12 protein-coding genes are annotated in these 16,274 nt (G+C 62.9%); 4 read left to right on the plus strand and 8 right to left on the minus strand.

Features of this window, described 5'->3' with window-relative positions; genetic code table 11:
* The first annotated feature begins 95 nt into the window (after positions 1 to 95).
* Together sppA and KQ661_RS16025 are read left to right on the plus strand one after the other, a co-directional pair.
* Positions 96 to 1,844, plus strand: coding sequence for a signal peptide peptidase SppA (gene sppA, locus KQ661_RS16020; protein ID WP_317196123.1), 1,749 nt, complete (start codon positions 96 to 98; stop codon positions 1,842 to 1,844).
* 138 nt (positions 1,845 to 1,982) lie between these two features.
* A complete protein-coding gene (locus KQ661_RS16025) occupies positions 1,983 to 2,804 on the plus strand; it encodes a purine-nucleoside phosphorylase (protein ID WP_216727485.1) in 822 nt (273 codons plus the stop codon).
* Between the two features lie 81 nt (positions 2,805 to 2,885).
* On the opposite strand, the gene KQ661_RS16030 is transcribed toward KQ661_RS16025, so the two are convergent.
* The 4 genes from KQ661_RS16030 to KQ661_RS16045 all read right to left on the minus strand — a co-directional run bounded on the left by KQ661_RS16030 (position 2,886) and on the right by KQ661_RS16045 (position 7,150).
* A complete protein-coding gene (locus tag KQ661_RS16030; protein WP_216689246.1) occupies positions 2,886 to 3,734 on the minus strand; it encodes a DUF4249 domain-containing protein in 849 nt (282 codons plus the stop codon).
* A gap of 102 nt (positions 3,735 to 3,836) precedes the next feature.
* Positions 3,837 to 6,152: a TonB-dependent receptor gene (locus KQ661_RS16035; RefSeq protein ID WP_235726994.1), complete on the minus strand. Its 2,316-nt coding sequence runs from the start codon at positions 6,150 to 6,152 to the stop codon at positions 3,837 to 3,839.
* Between the two features lie 131 nt (positions 6,153 to 6,283).
* Complete coding sequence (gene trxA, locus KQ661_RS16040; RefSeq protein WP_168674075.1) at positions 6,284 to 6,595, minus strand: thioredoxin; 312 nt, start codon at positions 6,593 to 6,595, stop codon at positions 6,284 to 6,286.
* Between the two features lie 105 nt (positions 6,596 to 6,700).
* Positions 6,701 to 7,150 (minus strand): hypothetical protein, encoded by a 450-nt coding sequence (locus tag KQ661_RS16045; protein WP_216689248.1) that lies wholly within the window; start codon positions 7,148 to 7,150, stop codon positions 6,701 to 6,703.
* Between the two features lie 228 nt (positions 7,151 to 7,378).
* Between KQ661_RS16045 and KQ661_RS16050 the strand changes: the two genes are divergently transcribed.
* Positions 7,379 to 7,663 (plus strand): HNH endonuclease, encoded by a 285-nt coding sequence (locus tag KQ661_RS16050; protein WP_216689249.1) that lies wholly within the window; start codon positions 7,379 to 7,381, stop codon positions 7,661 to 7,663.
* Positions 7,664 to 7,705: 42 nt separating this feature from the next.
* Complete coding sequence (locus KQ661_RS16055; protein WP_216689250.1) at positions 7,706 to 8,758, plus strand: DUF6687 family protein; 1,053 nt, start codon at positions 7,706 to 7,708, stop codon at positions 8,756 to 8,758.
* 70 nt (positions 8,759 to 8,828) lie between these two features.
* Here the strand turns inward: KQ661_RS16055 and KQ661_RS16060 are convergent, their stop codons facing one another.
* From KQ661_RS16060 to lpdA, 4 genes are all read right to left on the minus strand, one after another.
* The gene (locus KQ661_RS16060; protein ID WP_216727487.1) at positions 8,829 to 12,542 is read right to left on the minus strand and encodes an AAA family ATPase; all 3,714 of its coding nucleotides are present in this window, start codon (positions 12,540 to 12,542) and stop codon (positions 8,829 to 8,831) included.
* A 78-nt stretch (positions 12,543 to 12,620) separates the two neighbouring features.
* Positions 12,621 to 13,091, minus strand: coding sequence for a hypothetical protein (locus tag KQ661_RS16065; protein ID WP_216727488.1), 471 nt, complete (start codon positions 13,089 to 13,091; stop codon positions 12,621 to 12,623).
* 54 nt (positions 13,092 to 13,145) lie between these two features.
* Positions 13,146 to 14,405 (minus strand): exonuclease subunit SbcD, encoded by a 1,260-nt coding sequence (gene sbcD, locus KQ661_RS16070; protein WP_216727489.1) that lies wholly within the window; start codon positions 14,403 to 14,405, stop codon positions 13,146 to 13,148.
* Positions 14,406 to 14,823: 418 nt separating this feature from the next.
* A complete protein-coding gene (lpdA, locus tag KQ661_RS16075; protein ID WP_216689254.1) occupies positions 14,824 to 16,218 on the minus strand; it encodes a dihydrolipoyl dehydrogenase in 1,395 nt (464 codons plus the stop codon).
* Positions 16,219 to 16,274: the final 56 nt, after the last annotated feature.

A 16,274-nucleotide genomic window follows, 5' to 3' on the forward strand; every position in this document is an offset into this window, starting at 1 on the left:
TTGCCAGCTGATTAGACAATCTGAGTGGCACGGAACCACAAAAAATCCGTTCAATTCGTTAAATCTGTGGTCTCATGCGACAATTTTTGAAATATGTGCTAGCTACCATCGTGGGGCTGGCTGCGTTTGGGTTCTTATGTTTTGTGGGGGTGGCCATCTTCATCGGGGCCACGGTGAACAGCTCCAAAGGCCCGAAGCAAACCACCGCCAACTCGGTGCTGGAGCTCAAGCTGAATGACCCGCTCAATGAGCGCGGGCGCGAAGGCCGTTTCGGCGGGCTGGGCGGGGGCGGCAGCACCGGGCTGGTTGAGCTGAAGGAGGCCATCTACCGGGCCAAGGGCGACGACGACATCAAGGGCATTCTGCTGAACCTGGGCATTGTGCAGGGCGGCATGGCTTCGCTGGAGGAAGTGCGCAACGCGCTGCTCGACTTCAAAAAGAGCGGCAAATTCGTGGTAGCCTACCATGAAATTGCCTCCGAAAAGAGCTTCTACCTCTCTTCGATGGCCAATGAAATCTACCTCAACCCGCAGGGCACGCTCGAATTCAACGGCCTGAGTACAGAGGTGATGTTCTACAAGCGCCTCTTCGAAAAGGCAGGCATCGAGCCCTATATTTTTCGGGTGGGCTCCTTCAAAAGTGCCGTCGAGCCGTTTTTCCGCGAGAACTTCTCCGATTCGGCCCGCTACCAGACCGTGTCGTTCCTGAACTCCATCAACGGCTATATGATTGGCGAGGTGGCCAAAACCCGGGGCATCGCCCCGGCCCGCCTCAAGGTAATTTCCGACTCGATGCTGGTGCACAACGCCCCCGATGCCCTGCGCCTGAAGCTCGTCACCAAAATCGGCTACTTCGATGAGGTGCAGGATTATATGCGCGGCAAGCTGGGTGTGGCCAAAGACAAAAAGCCCAGCCTGGTGAGCCTCTCCGACTACGTCGACAACGGCGACGCGGAGGCGCGCGTGAGCAGCAGCACCAGCAACCGCATTGCCGTGATTTACGCCGAGGGCGACATCGTGACCGGCAAGGGCTCCGACGATAACATCGGCAGCACCAAGTTTGCCGAAGCCATCCGCAAGGCCCGGCTCGATGAGAAAGTGAAGGCCGTGGTGCTGCGCATCAACTCGCCGGGCGGCTCGTCGCTGGCCTCGGACATCATCTACCGCGAAGTGCTGCTAACCAAAAAGGTGAAGCCGATTATCGCCAGCATGAGCGACGTGGCGGCTTCCGGCGGCTACTACATTGCCATGGCCTGCGATACCATCGTGGCCCACCCGAACACGATTACGGGCTCCATTGGCGTGTTTGGCGTGCTGCCCAACATCCAGCCGCTGCTGGCCGACAAGCTGGGCATCACCGTGGACCGCGTGACGACGGGCAAGTTCTCGGACCTGCCCACCATCACGCGCCCGCTCACCGACTTCGAGAAGCGCACTTTGCAGGAGGAGGTGAACCGCATCTACGCCGACTTTACCAGCAAGGCCGCCCTGGGCCGCCATATGCCCCTGGAGCGCCTGCGCCGCCTGGCCTCGGGCCGCGTCTGGAGCGGCCTCGAAGCCAAAAACAACGGCCTCGTGGACGTACTCGGCGACTACCAGGACGCGCTCAACATTGCCGCCGCCCGCGCCCACCTCAAAGCCGACGACTATTACGTGCAGCGCCTGCCCCGCCAGAAATCGGCGCTGGAAGGCTTCATTTCCATGTTCAGCGACGACGATGCGGCCAAAACCCGCGCCATCAAGACCGAGCTGGGGCCGCTGTACCCCGCCTACGCCCAGTACCAGCAACTGATGCAGATGCGCGGCGTGCAGGCCCGCCTGCCGTATTCGCTGGATATCCAGTAGTTTATTTCATCATTTGTCATCCTGACTCGGCTGTCATCCTGAGCGCAGCGAAGGACCTTATCACGCCAGAATACTTTGTTCAGCCGTGAGAAGGTCCTTCGCTATGCTCAGGGTGACCGTTTTTTTCCTACCCCACCAATGCTCCAACACCTCCAAGAAGCCGCCGCCTACATCAAAGCCAGCTCCCAGGCCTTCCAGCCCGAAACGGGCATCATCCTCGGTACCGGGCTGGGCGCGCTGGCGAATGAAGTCGACGTTGAATACGAAATCAACTACGCTGACATCCCGCATTTCCCCCTCAGCACCGTGGAAAGCCACGCCGGCCGGCTGCTGCTGGGCCGCATGGGCGGCAAAAAAGTAGCCGTGCTGCAAGGCCGTTTCCACTACTACGAGGGCTACACCATGCAGCAGGTGGCCATACCCGTGCGCGTGCTCAAGCTGCTGGGCATTGCCCGCCTACTGGTGAGCAACGCCGCCGGCGGCCTCAACCCCGATTTCAATCTCGCTGATTTGATGCTAATTGACGACCACATCAACCTGCAACCCGGCAACCCGCTCATCGGGGCCAACCTCGACGAAATGGGTCCGCGCTTCCCGGATATGTTCGCGCCCTACAATGCCGACCTGCTCCGCCGGGCCGAAGCCGCCGCCCAGGCGCTGGGGCAGGCCGGCACCACCCGGCGCGGCGTGTACGCCAGCGTGCCCGGCCCCATGCTCGAAACCCCCGCCGAATACCGCTACCTGCGCACCATCGGGGCCGATGCCGTGGGCATGAGCACGGTGCCGGAGGTGATAGCTGCCCGCCACCTGGGCCTGCCGGTGCTGGCCGTGTCGGTCATCACCGATTTGTGCGCCCCCGGCCACCTCAAGCCCGTGGTGCTGGCCGACATTTTCGCTGCCGCCGGCGCGGCCGAGCCCCGCCTCACAGCCCTGATAAAGGCCGTGGTGGCGGGCTTGTAGCTTGTAGCACATGCTTCAGCTTGTGCGTCGTTGAACGGCCGGTCACTTACCGGCACAAGCTGAAGCATATGCTACAAGTCCTTATTTCGCTATGATCTTCTGGGCGGTGGCGCCGCTCAGCACGCCGAAGATGCCGATGCCGCCCTGCACGTTGCCATAAATGGCGGACGGCTGAGCAAAGGGGTTGCCGTTGGCCTGGCGCGCGTCGCGCACCGATTGCCGGAAGCGGTACATGGCCCGCTCGGTGTGGTAGAGCGTGGCCGTAACGGTATCGCCGGGGTGGAAGCGGTAGCTGGTGCCCAGCACGAATTCCTGGCCGTTGAGCAGCCGGTCTTCTACCGACATGTCCATTTCCGGGCTTTTGAGCAGGGCTCCCTTGGCGGGGTTGCCCTTGTGCAGCTGCAGGCGGTAACAGTCGTCGAGCGGGGCCGGGTCGCGGAAGCTGGTGAGGAAAAGGGCCTTGCGCTCGGAGCCGGTTTTGTCGTTGAACTGGTAGCTCACCGAGTCGATGGGCACGGGGGCCAGCATGGTGGTGGTGGCGGTGGCATGGCGGCCTTTGGTGTCCACCACGTCGAGCTTGAATACGTCGCCGGCTTTGGCCACCAGCGGGTCGCGGCCGATGTGGGAGTGGAATTTCACGCCCGAAGTGGTGTCAACCAGCGCCCGGTAATTGGGGTTGAAGGCCAGCGGCACCAGCGTGCCGTTGGGCATGGTGAGCGTAACGGTGACATCGGTGGGCACCTGCGGCAGCACGACGCTGATGTAGGGCACCGACGTGGTGACAACCAGCTCCGGCACCTTGCCCGGCTGCAGGTAGCATTCCACCACCAAATCGGATGAGAAAGCCGGCAGCGGCACGTTGATGTCGTTTTGCAGCTTGCCGCAACCGGCCAGCACCAGCAGGACACTACCAAAAACAAGCCGGTTCATCTTCCTTTTCATAAAAAATGCTGTTAAAAACACTCATAAAAAAACCCTGCAATACCGTCCACAAAATCCGTGGAATCCGCTAAAATCCGCGCTAATCCGTGGTCAGAAGCGGAAATTATACGTCAGCGACGGGATGACCGGAAACAGCGACACCTGCTTAGCCTGGAAGCCCGTGGTGCGGCCGCTGGCATTGTCCTTCACGGTATCAAAAAACACGAAGTAGGCGTTGCGACGGTTATAGGCGTTGTAGATGCTCAGGGTGAGGTCCTGGTCGCGCCGGGCGCCGATTTTGTACACCACGCCGAGGTCGAGGCGGTGGTACGGGATGAGGCGGTAGGAATTGCGGTCGGGGTACACGGGCACCGGGCGCGGGTCGATGCCTACGCTGGAGCCCGGAATATCCTGCACCCCAAACCGGCCCAGCGGCAGCGTGGTCAGGTTACCCGAGGTATAAATAAAGCTGGCTGTGAGGCTGATACGGGTATTGAGCTTGTGTATTACTACCACAGTCAAATTGTGGCGGCGGTCGTAGTTGGGGTGGAAATCCTGGCCGCCGTTCACGCCATTGGTGCCATTCTGGGGCTGAAAATTGCGCCAGCTCCAGGCCAGGGTGTAGCCAATCCAGCCGGTGGTTTTGCCGGTTTTCTTCTCCAGATAAAGCTCGTTGCCATAGGCCCAGCTCTTACCGAAAATGAATTCCTGGTCCAAATCGGGGTTCACGAACAGCTGCGCGCCATCCCGAAAATCGACCTGATTGCGGCCCCACTTATAATACACCTCATTGGTGAGCAAGTACTTGCCACCGCCCAGCAGGAAGCTTGCCCCCCCGCTCACCTGCTGCGACTGCTGCGGCTTCACCGACAGCCGCGAGGGGTACCAGATATCAGTGGGCAGCGACGCGCCCGAATTCGTGACCAGGTGCACGTACTGGTACATCATGGCGTAGTTGAGCTTGAACGACGTCTTATCGTTCAGGGCGTAGCGGGCGGCGGCGCGGGGCTCCAGGCCGCCGTACTGGTTGGTGCCGCTGCGGAAACCGGTCAGGCGCAGGCCGCCTTCGAGCTGGAGCTTGTCGGTGGCCTTGTAATTATCGGAGGCGTAAACGGCCCCATCGAGGGCATCGTACCGCACGTCGGAACCGATGTCGAGGCGGCCATCGCCGGTGCTGGCGCTGAGGCGGCCCACGCCGAAGTGGTGCTGCGTAAACATGGCCCCGGTCTTAATCTGGTGCCGGTCGTTGGGCATGTACTCGAAGTCGGTGCGCCCGGTGTAGTCCGTGATTTGCGAGCCCAGGTTGAAGCTGAACACGTTGGCCAACTGGTTGGTAAGCGTGTATTTGTAATCCGACACCGACACGGTAGTATTCACGAACAGCTTGGGCGAAAAAGTGTGGTTCCAGCGCAGCGAGCCGAGGGTATTGCCCCACTGGAAGCTGAATTTGAAGCCGTTCGGGCTGCTGAAGCCGAAGATGTCGCGGCCCAGATAGCCGGTTAGAAACACCTGGTCTTTCTCGCCGAGGGTATAATTGGCCTTGGCGTTGAGGTCATAGAAATAGTAGTCGGGAATGGGGCTGTAGTCCTCCTTGCCCTCGTTGGCCTTGTTGAGCGCCCGCGTGAAAATGTCGAAGTACGTGCGCCGCCCACTCACGATGAACGAACCTTTGCCCTTATTAATTGGCCCCTCGTAGGTAAGGCGCGACGAAATCAAGCCCACGCCGCCGGTGGCCACGTAGTGCTGACGGTCGCCCTCGCGCAGCTTCACATCTACCACCGACGACAGCCGCCCGCCAAACTGCGCCGGGAAACCCGATTTGTAGAGGTCCACGCTCTGGACGGCATCGGAGTTAAAAACCGAAAACAGCCCGAACAAGTGATTGGGGTTGTACACCAACGTGTTATCAACCAGCACCAGGTTCTGGTCGGCCGAGCCGCCGCGCACAAACAGGCCGCTGGTGCCCTCGCCCCCACTCTGCACCCCGGGCTTTAGCTGCAGCGTTTTCAGAATATCGACCTCGCCAAACAAGGCCGGCAGCAACTTGGCCTCGTTGATGCTGAGGTGCTCGACGCCCATTTGCGTGGTTTTGAGCTTCTGCGCCAGGGTCACGGTGCCCTCCACCACCACTTCGCCCAGCTCGTTGCCGCTTTCTTCGAGGTTGAGGCTGATGCGCTGGTTTTTAGTCAAAGTCACCTCGCGGGTGATTTGCTGATAGCCGATGAAGGCGATTACCAGCTGATGGCGGCCCGCCGGCAAGCTCAGCGAGTAGTGGCCGAGCGAGTCGGCCGCCACGCCAGTTCCGAGGGCGGGCACGGCCACGCTGGCGCCGGGCAGGGTTTCGCCCCGCCCGCCGCGCACCGTGCCGCTGATGGTGAACCGCGCCGCCGTCTGGGACCAGCCGGCCCGGGGCCAAGCCAGTCCCAATATGAACAGTAATAAGTAGTAACGCCGGGAAAATCTAAAAATCATACGGTAGCAATGGGAGAGCGCACAAAGGTAGCGTCCTCCCCAACGCCGGCATCCGCCGGATAGTTTAGCGCCCGCGCGCGCCCGGCCTACTTGCCCACGAACGGCTGCAAAGCCTGCGCAATCTGGGTGGCCGGCACCACGCCCGCCTGCCGCCACACCGGCTGCCCCTGATGAAACAGAATCAGCGTGGGAATGCTCTGCACGCGGTATTGCTGGGCCACGGCCTGGTTGCGGTCCACATCAATTTTAATGATGCGCACCTTGCCGCCGTGCTGAGCCGCCACCTGCTCCAGAATGGGGGCCATGGTTTTGCAGGGGCCGCACCAGGTGGCAAAAAAATCGACCAGCACCGGCATTCCGGGGCTATTGATGAGTTCGGGAAAAGACTTGCGAGGCATGATGCGTAACGGTTAAGCGAGAATTCAGGACTTCTGACCTGACTATAACGCAAAAAGCCCGGCGCGGGGCCGGGCTTTTGAATTTTGCGGTCGGAACCGGCTCAGCTACTTGTTAATAATCGTCATATCATTGGCCACTTCGGGAATCATGAACCGGCCACCCACGGCTTTCAGGCCCTTCACGCGGCATTCCCAGGTGTAGCGGCCGGGGATGGCGCTGGCTGCTTCCCCGGTTTCAGCCTTGAAATATTCGGGGTCGGAGGGGTCGGTGGGAAAAAGCACGTCTACACCGGTCTGGCCTTTGGCCAACTCCTTCACCAGCAGATAGTCTTTGCCGGTTTTTTCGCTATGCACAATAAAATTGGCCGTGTAAGGACCAAGCTGGCCGTATTTATCCAGGATGCCCAGCTTGATTTGGGCGGTAGTACTCACCATCCAGGTTTGCGCGTGGGCAGCCGGGGCCGGCCCCAGCAGCAGCAACATCATCAGCGCACCGCCCAGCCAGCCGGCCAGCGGCCACTGTTTGAGCTGTAAAAATGAGGGTACAGTTATCATCACGGTTAAAAGATTTGGAGAAAAATGGTGAAACGCGGCTGAACAGAACGGGTAGTAATATGCAAAACCACCGCACATTACTGGCTAAGATAGTACGCCGATAACGAATCCGCAACTTGCAGCGGGCGAATCCTGTTGGGGTTTAAGACAAACTGTTCAAGCTTGACTACTATCTGCGCAATGCCCAGGCCACGCTCGCGGTCCGTCTCATGGCCACCCAATAATTCAATGTCGGCCCCGACCGGCCACCGCTGCGGCCTCTGCGAGCGGGAGGTGCAATCGACCTCGCGCCACCACCTCGTTCCGCGCGAAGAAGGCGGCAAGTACGGCCCCACCGTGGACTTGTGCCAGCCCTGCCACAGCAGCGTGCACCGCTTTCTGAGCAACCGCGCCCTGGCCCGGCAATATTCTTCGGTGGAAGCGCTGCGGGCGGCCGAAGAGCTGCAAACCTACCTGCGCTGGATTCGGAGGCAGCGCGTGGAGCGCATCAGCAACCGGCGCGGGCGGCGGTAGGCGGGATTGCCCCGCCCGGCATTTTTGACGGAGCTTTGCCGGATGAACCGCTATTTCGTGCCTTTCGCGCAGCTTCGGCAGCAGCCTACTATTGTGGTGGATAGTGTGGGCCTTGGGGCCGTGCTCACGCTGGCGCACTGGCGCGGGGCGGCCACGCCCCCAGCCCTGCGCGACGACACCAGCGCCGGCTCGGCCCTGCGGGCGCTGCACCAGCCCACCACGCCGGGCCTGGAGGCAGCAGCTGTCACGGCCAATCATTTTGATATCGACGGCTTTATCGGCGTATGGAGCCTGCTGAATAAAGGGCTGGCAATGAAGCACGAAGAACTACTGCGCATGGTGGCCGTGCTGGGCGACTTCCGCGAAATCGACCTGGCCCACCCGCTGGCTGATGATGCACTAAAGCTGGTGTGCTGGCTGAATGCCGAAGAAAAGGCTCGGTTCTACGAGCCGTTCGGTGCGCCCGCCCGGCGCCGGCGCGAGGATGAGGCCTCGGCGGAGAAATTTGACTGGTTTCTGCCCCACTTCGCCGCAGTGCTGGAAAACCTGGCAACCGGCCGCGCCGCCTGGCAGCCCGAATACGACCGGGTGCAGCGGGCGGCGGCCATTATTCGGAGCCACCAAACCACGCGGCAGGACTACCCCGAAATCGGACTGGCCGTGGTGCGCACGCCCGCGCCGCTGCCCTACTACGCCCTGTTCGGCCCCACCGCCGGCTACGACATCGTGCTGAGCCAGTACGAAGGCAACCGCTACGAGCTCGAATACAAATACACGACTTGGATTGACCTGGCCAGCCGCCCTACCCTACCGCGCCTGCCGCTGGCCCCACTCGCAGCCCAACTCAACGCGCTGGAAACCAGTGGCAAAACCTGGGCCGCCGACGGAATTACCGATACCGGCCCGCTGCTGCGCCTCACCGGCCGAAAGCTCAGCAAAGCCGAGCGCTACGCCGACCCCGACGGCCGGCCAATTTATGCGTCGTCCATCGCGCCGGAGGTGCTGGAGCGGGAGGTAGTGGCGTTTTTCCGGGCGGGGTATGCCGGGGTTGAGGCGAAGAGCTACTGGAGTTGGGCTGAAGTGAAGGCTGTTTAGCGACCGTGGACTCTGCGAGTCCGCGAGTTTGACCGTTCCCACGCGCGGACTCGCAGAGTCCACGGTACAATTACACCGCGCAGTCGGTTTCTTCGCCGCGCACGTCTACCAGGTGCACCGAGCTGTTGCCGCCCGCGCCGGGCCGCACCCGAATCTGGGTGCCGATGCGGTCCTTGAGGTCGGAAACGTGGGAGATGATGCCAATCATCTTGCCCGAATGCTGCAGGCGCTCCAGCGCGTCGAGGGCTGTGTTCAGGGCTTCGGGGTCGAGGGTACCGAAGCCCTCGTCAATAAATAGTGACTCGATGCGGGCTTTGTGGCCGGCCAATTCGCTCAGGCCCAGCGCCAGGGCCAGGCTCACCAGGAAGCTTTCGCCGCCCGAGAGCGAGGCCATGGGGCGCACGGTATCGGCCTGGTCGTGGTCGATAATTTGCAGCTCCAGGTTGCGGTTGGGCGTTTTGAGGATGGTATAGCGGCCGGTGAGCTGGCGCAGGCGCAGGTTGGCCAGCCGCGCCAGGTGCGTGAGCGTGAGCCCTTGGGCAAACTGGCTGAACTTGTCGCCCCGCGCCGAGCCGATTTGGTCGCTGAGGTCCTGCCAGCGCTGCTCTTCCTGCTGGCGCAGCAACAGTTCCTGCAAGCCGGCGGCCTGCTGGGTGCGGGCGTCGTCGTCCAGCTTCAGCTGGTTGCCCACGGCCCCCAGCTTCTGCTGCAGAATATCATCGGCGGCCGAAAGGGTGTTGAGCTGGGCCGTGAGCTCGGGCGCCGAATGCGGCGTGAGGCCCGCCTCGGCGTGGTGGCTGAGCTCGGCGGTGAGGTCGGCGAGGCGGCGGGCAGCGGCAGTCTGGTTGGTGAGGTGCTCCTGACGCACCTGCTGGAGGCGCTGGGCCTCGGCGGCGGGTAGCAGCAGGGCGCGGGCTTCGGCTGCGGTATCCAGGCCGGCGGTTTCCAGCGCCGTGGTTAGCTCGGCCTGCCGCTGCTCGTGCGTGGCGCGGTGGGTGGCCAGCTGGGTTTGCAGGCCATCGCGCCGATTCTGCTGAATTTCGAAGGCTTTTTGCTGGTCGGCCAGCTGGTTTTGGCTGAGCTGCTGGGCAGTGGCTAGGCGTAGGGTATTCTGGCGGAGCTGCTCGGCTTCGGTAGCGGGGTCGGGGCCGGCGTAAGCGCTCTGGCGGGCCTGCTGCTGCTGTTGCAGGGCCTCCTGGTCGGCGACCAAAACAGCGGCAGCGGCAGCAAGCTGTGCCTGCTGCCGCTGCAGTGCCTGCTGGTGGGCAGTGCGCTGGCTGGTTTTTTCCAGCAGCTGTTTTCCCAGCTCGCTGAGCGTGGTAACCTGGGCTTCGTAGTGGTCGGCTCGCTCCCGCAGCGTGGCCAGCAGGCCGTCGTAGGGCGGCCGGGCGGGCAGCTCCAACTTGTGCGGCTGCAGGAAATCCCGAATCGAGCTTTGGAAAATCCCGGCCTGCTCCTGCCAGTATCCCAACTCATCAGCCAGCCGGGTTAAGTCTGCCTCGGTGGTCGCTTGCCGGTCCAGCAGGCGCGGAATTTCGCGCTGCGCGGCGGTGATGGCCTCGCCGGCCTGCAGGTATTTTTCGCGCAGCTCGGCCAGCTTTTCATCGAGCACGGCCAGGCGGCGGCGGACAGCAACGGCAGCATCCTGCTCACCAGCAGCTGCTTCCAGCAGCGCACGCACCGCAGACGGGTCGGCCAGCTGAGCGGGCGCGGGCACCAGCGCCGCCCCGAGCGCTGCGGCTTGCTGGCGGGCGGTTTCGGCGGCGGTGACGGCTTCCTGGTGCAGCTGCTGGCGCTGGCGCTGCTCGGTCTGGTGGCGGGTGAGGGCCGTGGTAGCGTGGCGCAGCTCTTCGTCGAGGGCAGCCAGGGTCTGCTCCTGCTGGGTCACGCGTAACTCCTGGGCATCGGCTTCAGCCGTAAAATCGGGGGCGAAGGCGTGTTCCAGCGCGCCGCACAGCGGACAGGGCTGGCCAGCCTCCAGGTGCTGGCGGTGGGCGTTGAGGTCAGCCAGGGCCTGCTGGGCGCGCAGCTCGCGGCGGTAGCTGTCGAGCAGCTTCTGGCCGTCGGCACGGCGGGTTTCGAGGTGAGCGGCGGCTGTTTCGGCCGTAGCGAGGGCCGGGGCCTGCTGGTCGATTTCAGCGGTCAGGGCCTCGGCGCGGGTCTGGTACTCGTGGGCGGCTTCGGCTTTGGGCAACAGCTGTTGCAGGGCTTGCCGGTGGACGGTGAGGTCGTCGGCGCGCTGGGCCAGGGCGGCGGCAGTTGTGCCGGCCAGCAGGGCATCACGCTCGGTGCGGCAGGGCTGGCCTTCGTCCTTAATGGACTGCTGTCGGGCCTGGGCCTCGGTTTCGAGGCCGCGCTGGCGGCGCAGGTCGAGGGCCGTCTGGTCCTGACTTTTGCGCAACTCGGCGCGGCTGGCTTCGCGGGTGGCGATTTCCTTTTGCGCGTTTTGCAGGTCGATGATTTCGCGGTCTAGCGCCAGCACCTGGTTTTTCAGGTCGATTTCAACGCTGTGCTCGATGAGCCAGTGGTCCAGGGCCGCGTTGCGGGTTTGCAGGGCTTCAATCTGCTGCGTCTCGCTGCTAAGGACGGCTTCGGCCTGGTCGTAAGCCTTCCGGCTTTGGCCGTGGGCTTCGCGCTTCAAATCGAGCTGATGCTGGGCGGCGGCAATCTCAGCATCCTGCTGCTGCGCTTTGCTGAGCAGGGGGCGCAGGCGGTTTTCATCGGCCAGCGCGGTGGCGTGGGTGGCGTGGGCGGCGGTGTGGGCAGTGGTGGCAGCATCGGCGGCCAGGCGCAGGCGGGGAAGGGCTTCGGCCAGTTCGCGCAGCTGGGTTTCGTCGCTGACGACTTCCTTTTCGGCGGCAGCAGCCAGCTCCAGCGGCTTATCCACGGCGGCGGCGCGGATGTGGCCGGCCAGCCGGGCAAACTCAGGTTGCAGGGTTTCGTCGTGGCGGCGCAGGCGCTCGGCTTCGCGTTCGGTTTCGGATAGCTGCTTATCCAGCTGGTCGAGGATGGTGCGCCAGGTCAGGCACACCGTCAGCTCCTGCTGCTCCAGGTGGTGCCATTCGGCCTGCTGGTGCAGCACATCGAGCTGGGTTTCCAGCGCCGCCCGCTCCTCGTCCGTCAGCAACCTGGTGGCATCCAGCTTGGCGCGCAGCAGCTTGGTTTTCAGCTCCTCCTCCTTCGCCTTCTCAAACGCCGCCACCGACAGCCGCGAGTAGATGCCCACGTTGGTCATCTTTTCCAGCAGGGCGCTCCGCTCCTTCTCCGGCGCATGCAGGAAGCGCGCAAATTTGCCCTGGCTCAGCAGCACCGACTGCTCGAACTGCCCGAAATCCAGCCCCGACAACTCCCCCACCCGCTTCGGCACCGCCTCCTTGCCGCTGATAACGGCCACGTTGGAGGGACTCATAACCAGCGTCATAGCGTCGGCATTGAGGGCACCTTTGTCGTCGCCGCGCACTTTGCGCTTCACCTCCCAGCGCGAGCGGTAGCGCACGCGGTCCACCACACCGGTATCGGGATTGGTTTCGTGCACTTCAAACTCAACCTCCGAAAAAGCGTCTTTGGCGTGGCGGCTCACCATCTCGCCCACCTGGCGGTCGTGGCGCGGCACGCGGCCGTAGAGGCCCACGGCAATGGCATCGAGCAGCGTGCTTTTGCCCGCGCCGGTGGGGCCGGTGATGGCGAAAAGCCCCGTGTCGGCCAGCGGCGTTTCATCGAAGCGAATGAGGAACGGACCGGGCAGCGAGTTCAGGTTAGCGAAGCGGACGCTGATAATTTTCATAGCATAAAATTACGCCCGCCGCCCCCGGCAGTAAGCGGGCGGCGGCGGGCGGAAAACGGGGTGCCGGCAAGCGCCGGGCTATTTGGTGGAGGCCGCTTTTTGGCGGCGGGCATCTTCCGCCAGGTAAAACGTGGCCTCCTGCTGGTAGGGCTGCAGGTCCCAGCGCGACTGGGCGCGGGCCAGGCCCACCAGCGCGGTCTGGATGGCCGTGCGCTGCTCGGGCGTGCACAGGGCGCTGGCCGAGTCGGCCAGCAGCGCCGTGTGAAAGCGGTCGAGCTGGGTTTCAACCTCGGTCACCTGCTCGGCCCCTTTTTTGGGCAGCTGGTCGGCCGGCGTGCGCTGCATCGGAAACACCTGGCCCCGGTAGGTGCTCGTGGCGGCAGCTGGGGCATCTTTTTTGGCCGCCGAAGCGTCTTTTTTGTTGGCCGCCATGCGGGCCAGTCCAATGCCCGCCGTAATGCCGTGGATGAGGTTGGCCTGGGCACAGGATTCCGTGGTGGTATCCAGCAGGAAAGCGAGGCCGAGGGCAGGCAGTAGTATCTTTTTCATGAGTAGAATGAATGTGAAGGCCAAAAGTACCGCCGAAACGTCACTGCGCCGGCCTTATTCGGCGGTGCCGCCCCAGGCCAGCGGGTCGGCTTCGGCCAGCAGCTGGCGCAGCTCGCCAAAGGTGGCGGTGAGCAGGGCGGCCCGCTCGGGCGGCAGACTGGCTACGCGCCGGCCAAACACCTCATCCACGGTCAATTCGTGCAGTAGGGCCAGTGGTATCGTGCTTTCGGCCAGGTCGGCGGCATCGGTGGCGCGCTGGTGGCGCACGCCGCGCGGGGCCAGCACCTGGGCTTTTTGCAGCTGCAGCACGGCCTGCACACGGCGCTGCACTTCGGCGGGGGTTTCGTCGGAGCGCACCAGCACATCGGCCCAGGCCACCAACGGAAATGCGGCATTATCGAAAGCCAGAATATCGGCCTCCACCTCCTCCAGCGTGCCGTGGAAGCGCTGCAAGCGCCGCGCCACGGGCACCGGAATACTGGTGATGGCCGGCGCACCAGCCCCGTTGAATTCCAGTAGCAGCACCTGCTGCTTATCATCGGCTTCGGTGAAGGACAGTGGCACCGGCGAGCCCGAGTAGCGGATGTGCGCCCGGCCGCCGACCATCTGCGGGCGGTGCAGGTGGCCCAGGGCCACGTAGTCGAATGCGGCCGGAAAGTGCTCGGCCCCAATCAGGCCCAACCCGCCGATGTGCACGTCGCGCTCGGCCCCTTCGCGGGCCTCGCCGCCAGCCGCGTAGAGATGGCCGGTAGCCAGCACGGGCACATTCTGCTCGCGCTGGCGCAGCACCGACTCGTGGTCGGCCAGGGCGGCGTAGTGGTCGGCAATGCTCTGGCGGATGCGGAGTTGGCGGTCGTCGGGCGTTTCGCCGGCCACGGCCAGGCGGATATCGCGGTCGCGCAGGAAGGGCACGGCGCACACCACCAGCCCCGGCCGGCCGTCGGCCGCGTTCAGGTGCAGGATTTGCTCGGCCGGGTCGGTGGGCACGCCGCCTACTACGTGGATGCGCAGCTGCCGCAGCAGCTGCCGCGAGGCGTTGAGCATGGTAGGCGAGTCGTGGTTGCCGCCCACCACCACGATGTCGCGGCAGCCGGTGGCCTGCATCTTCACCAGGAAGGTATAATACAGCTCCTGCGCCGTGTAGGAGGGCGTTTGGGTATCGAAAATATCGCCGGCCACCACCAGCACCTCAATGCCCTGGGCCTGCACGGTCAGCAGTAGCCAGTCGAGGAAAGCCTGCTGCTCGGTGGTGCGCTCCTGGCCGGTGAGGAAGTGCTGGCCGAGGTGCCAGTCGGCGGTGTGAAGGACACGCATGGGATAGATGACGGTGGAGAAAGCTGCCGAACCCGCCAAGCGCTGAAAAACGTTTGGCGCGGTTCGACAAAGGTCCCCCGGAATTCGGGATTTTCCCGACCTGGTGCCTGAGCTAATTGTCCTGGTTAATCAGATTCACCAGCAGGGTCACCATCGTGGCCTTGTCTTCGGGCTTGCTCTCGGCGATGAGCAGCGTGAGGGCCACCAGTGCATTGACAACTGAATACATCGCTGGCAGTTATCCAGTATTTCCGGACAACTGCTTTTCCTTGGCAGTTAGTAAGGATTTCTTACCAACTGCATTTTAGTTACGCATTGCACAACTGTCAGGAATTACTTGACAGTTGACAGCAACTTACGAAGCAACGAGGCCCGGCTGAATCAGCCGGGCCTCGTTGCTTCGTAAGAATCTAAAAAACTACAAGTGAATCACTTCGCCATAAGCAGCCGCAGCGGCTTCCATAATGGCTTCCGACATGGTGGGGTGCGGGTGCACGGACTTGATGATTTCCATGCCGGTGGTTTCCAGCTTGCGGGCCACCACTACTTCGGCAATCAGTTCGGTCACGTTCATGCCAATCATGTGGGCACCGAGCCACTCGCCGTACTTCTTGTCGAAGATGACTTTTACGAAGCCATCTTTGGCACCGGCGGCGCTGGCTTTGCCCGAGGCCGAGAAGGGAAACTTGCCCACCAGCACGTCGTAGCCTTTGGCTTTGGCTTCGGCTTCGGTGTAGCCCACGCTGGCAATTTCGGGCGAGGCGTAGGTGCAGCCGGGGATGTTCTGGTAGTTGAGCGGCTCGGGGTGATGGCCCGCGATTTTCTCCACGCAGATAATGCCCTCGGCCGAGGCGACGTGGGCCAGCGCGGGGCCGGGCACGATGTCGCCGATGGCGTAGATGCCGGGCACGTTGGTCTGGTAGAAGTCATCGACCACCAGGCGGCCGCGCTCTACCTTGATGCCCAGCTCCTCGATGCCGATGTTTTCGAGGTTGGTGGTCACGCCCACGGCGCTCAGCACCACGTCGCACTCAATTACCTGCTCGCCCTTGGCGGTTTTGATGGTGACGTGGCAGCCGGCGCCGCTGGTGTCCACGTTGGTTACTTCGGCGCTGGTGAGCACGTTGACACCGATTTTGCGGAACGACTTCTCCATCTGGCGCGAAATCTCTTCGTCTTCCACGGGCACAATGCGGGGCAGAAACTCCACCAGCGTCACCTCCGAGCCCATGGTGCGGTAGAAGTAGGCAAACTCGACCCCGATGGCACCGGAACCCACCACCACAAGGCGCTTGGGCAGCTGCTCCAGGGTCATGGCCTTGCGGTAGCCAATGATTTTTACGTCATCGATGGGCATGGTGGGCAGCTGGCGGGCGCGGGTGCCGGTGGCCAGAATGATGGATTTGGCTTCCACCATTTCCTTGCTGCCGTCGGCCCTGGTCACCTCCACCTTGCCGGGGCCCAGCACTTTGCCGGTGCCCATCACGGTTTCGATTTTATTTTTTTTGAACAGAAAGGTGATGCCCTTGCTCATGCCGTCGGCCACGCCCCGGCTGCGGCCGATAACGGCTCCGAAGTCGTAGCCAATGCCTTCAGCCTTCAGGCCGTAATCGGCGGCGTGGTTGAGGTACTCGAACACCTGCGCCGATTTGAGCAGGGCTTTGGTGGGGATGCAGCCCCAGTTGAGGCAAATGCCACCCAGCGACTCGCGCTCGATAACGCCCACTTTCAAACCCAGTTGCGACGCCCGAATGGCAGCTACGTACCCACCAGGGCCGCTGCCGACCACGACCAAATCAAATTGCAATGCCATAGAATGCTGCGAAAGATAAATGTATACCGGGCCCGGCTGGGGGGCCCACCCATTAT

The organism is Hymenobacter siberiensis (assembly GCF_018967845.1).
Classification (GTDB): domain Bacteria; phylum Bacteroidota; class Bacteroidia; order Cytophagales; family Hymenobacteraceae; genus Hymenobacter; species Hymenobacter siberiensis.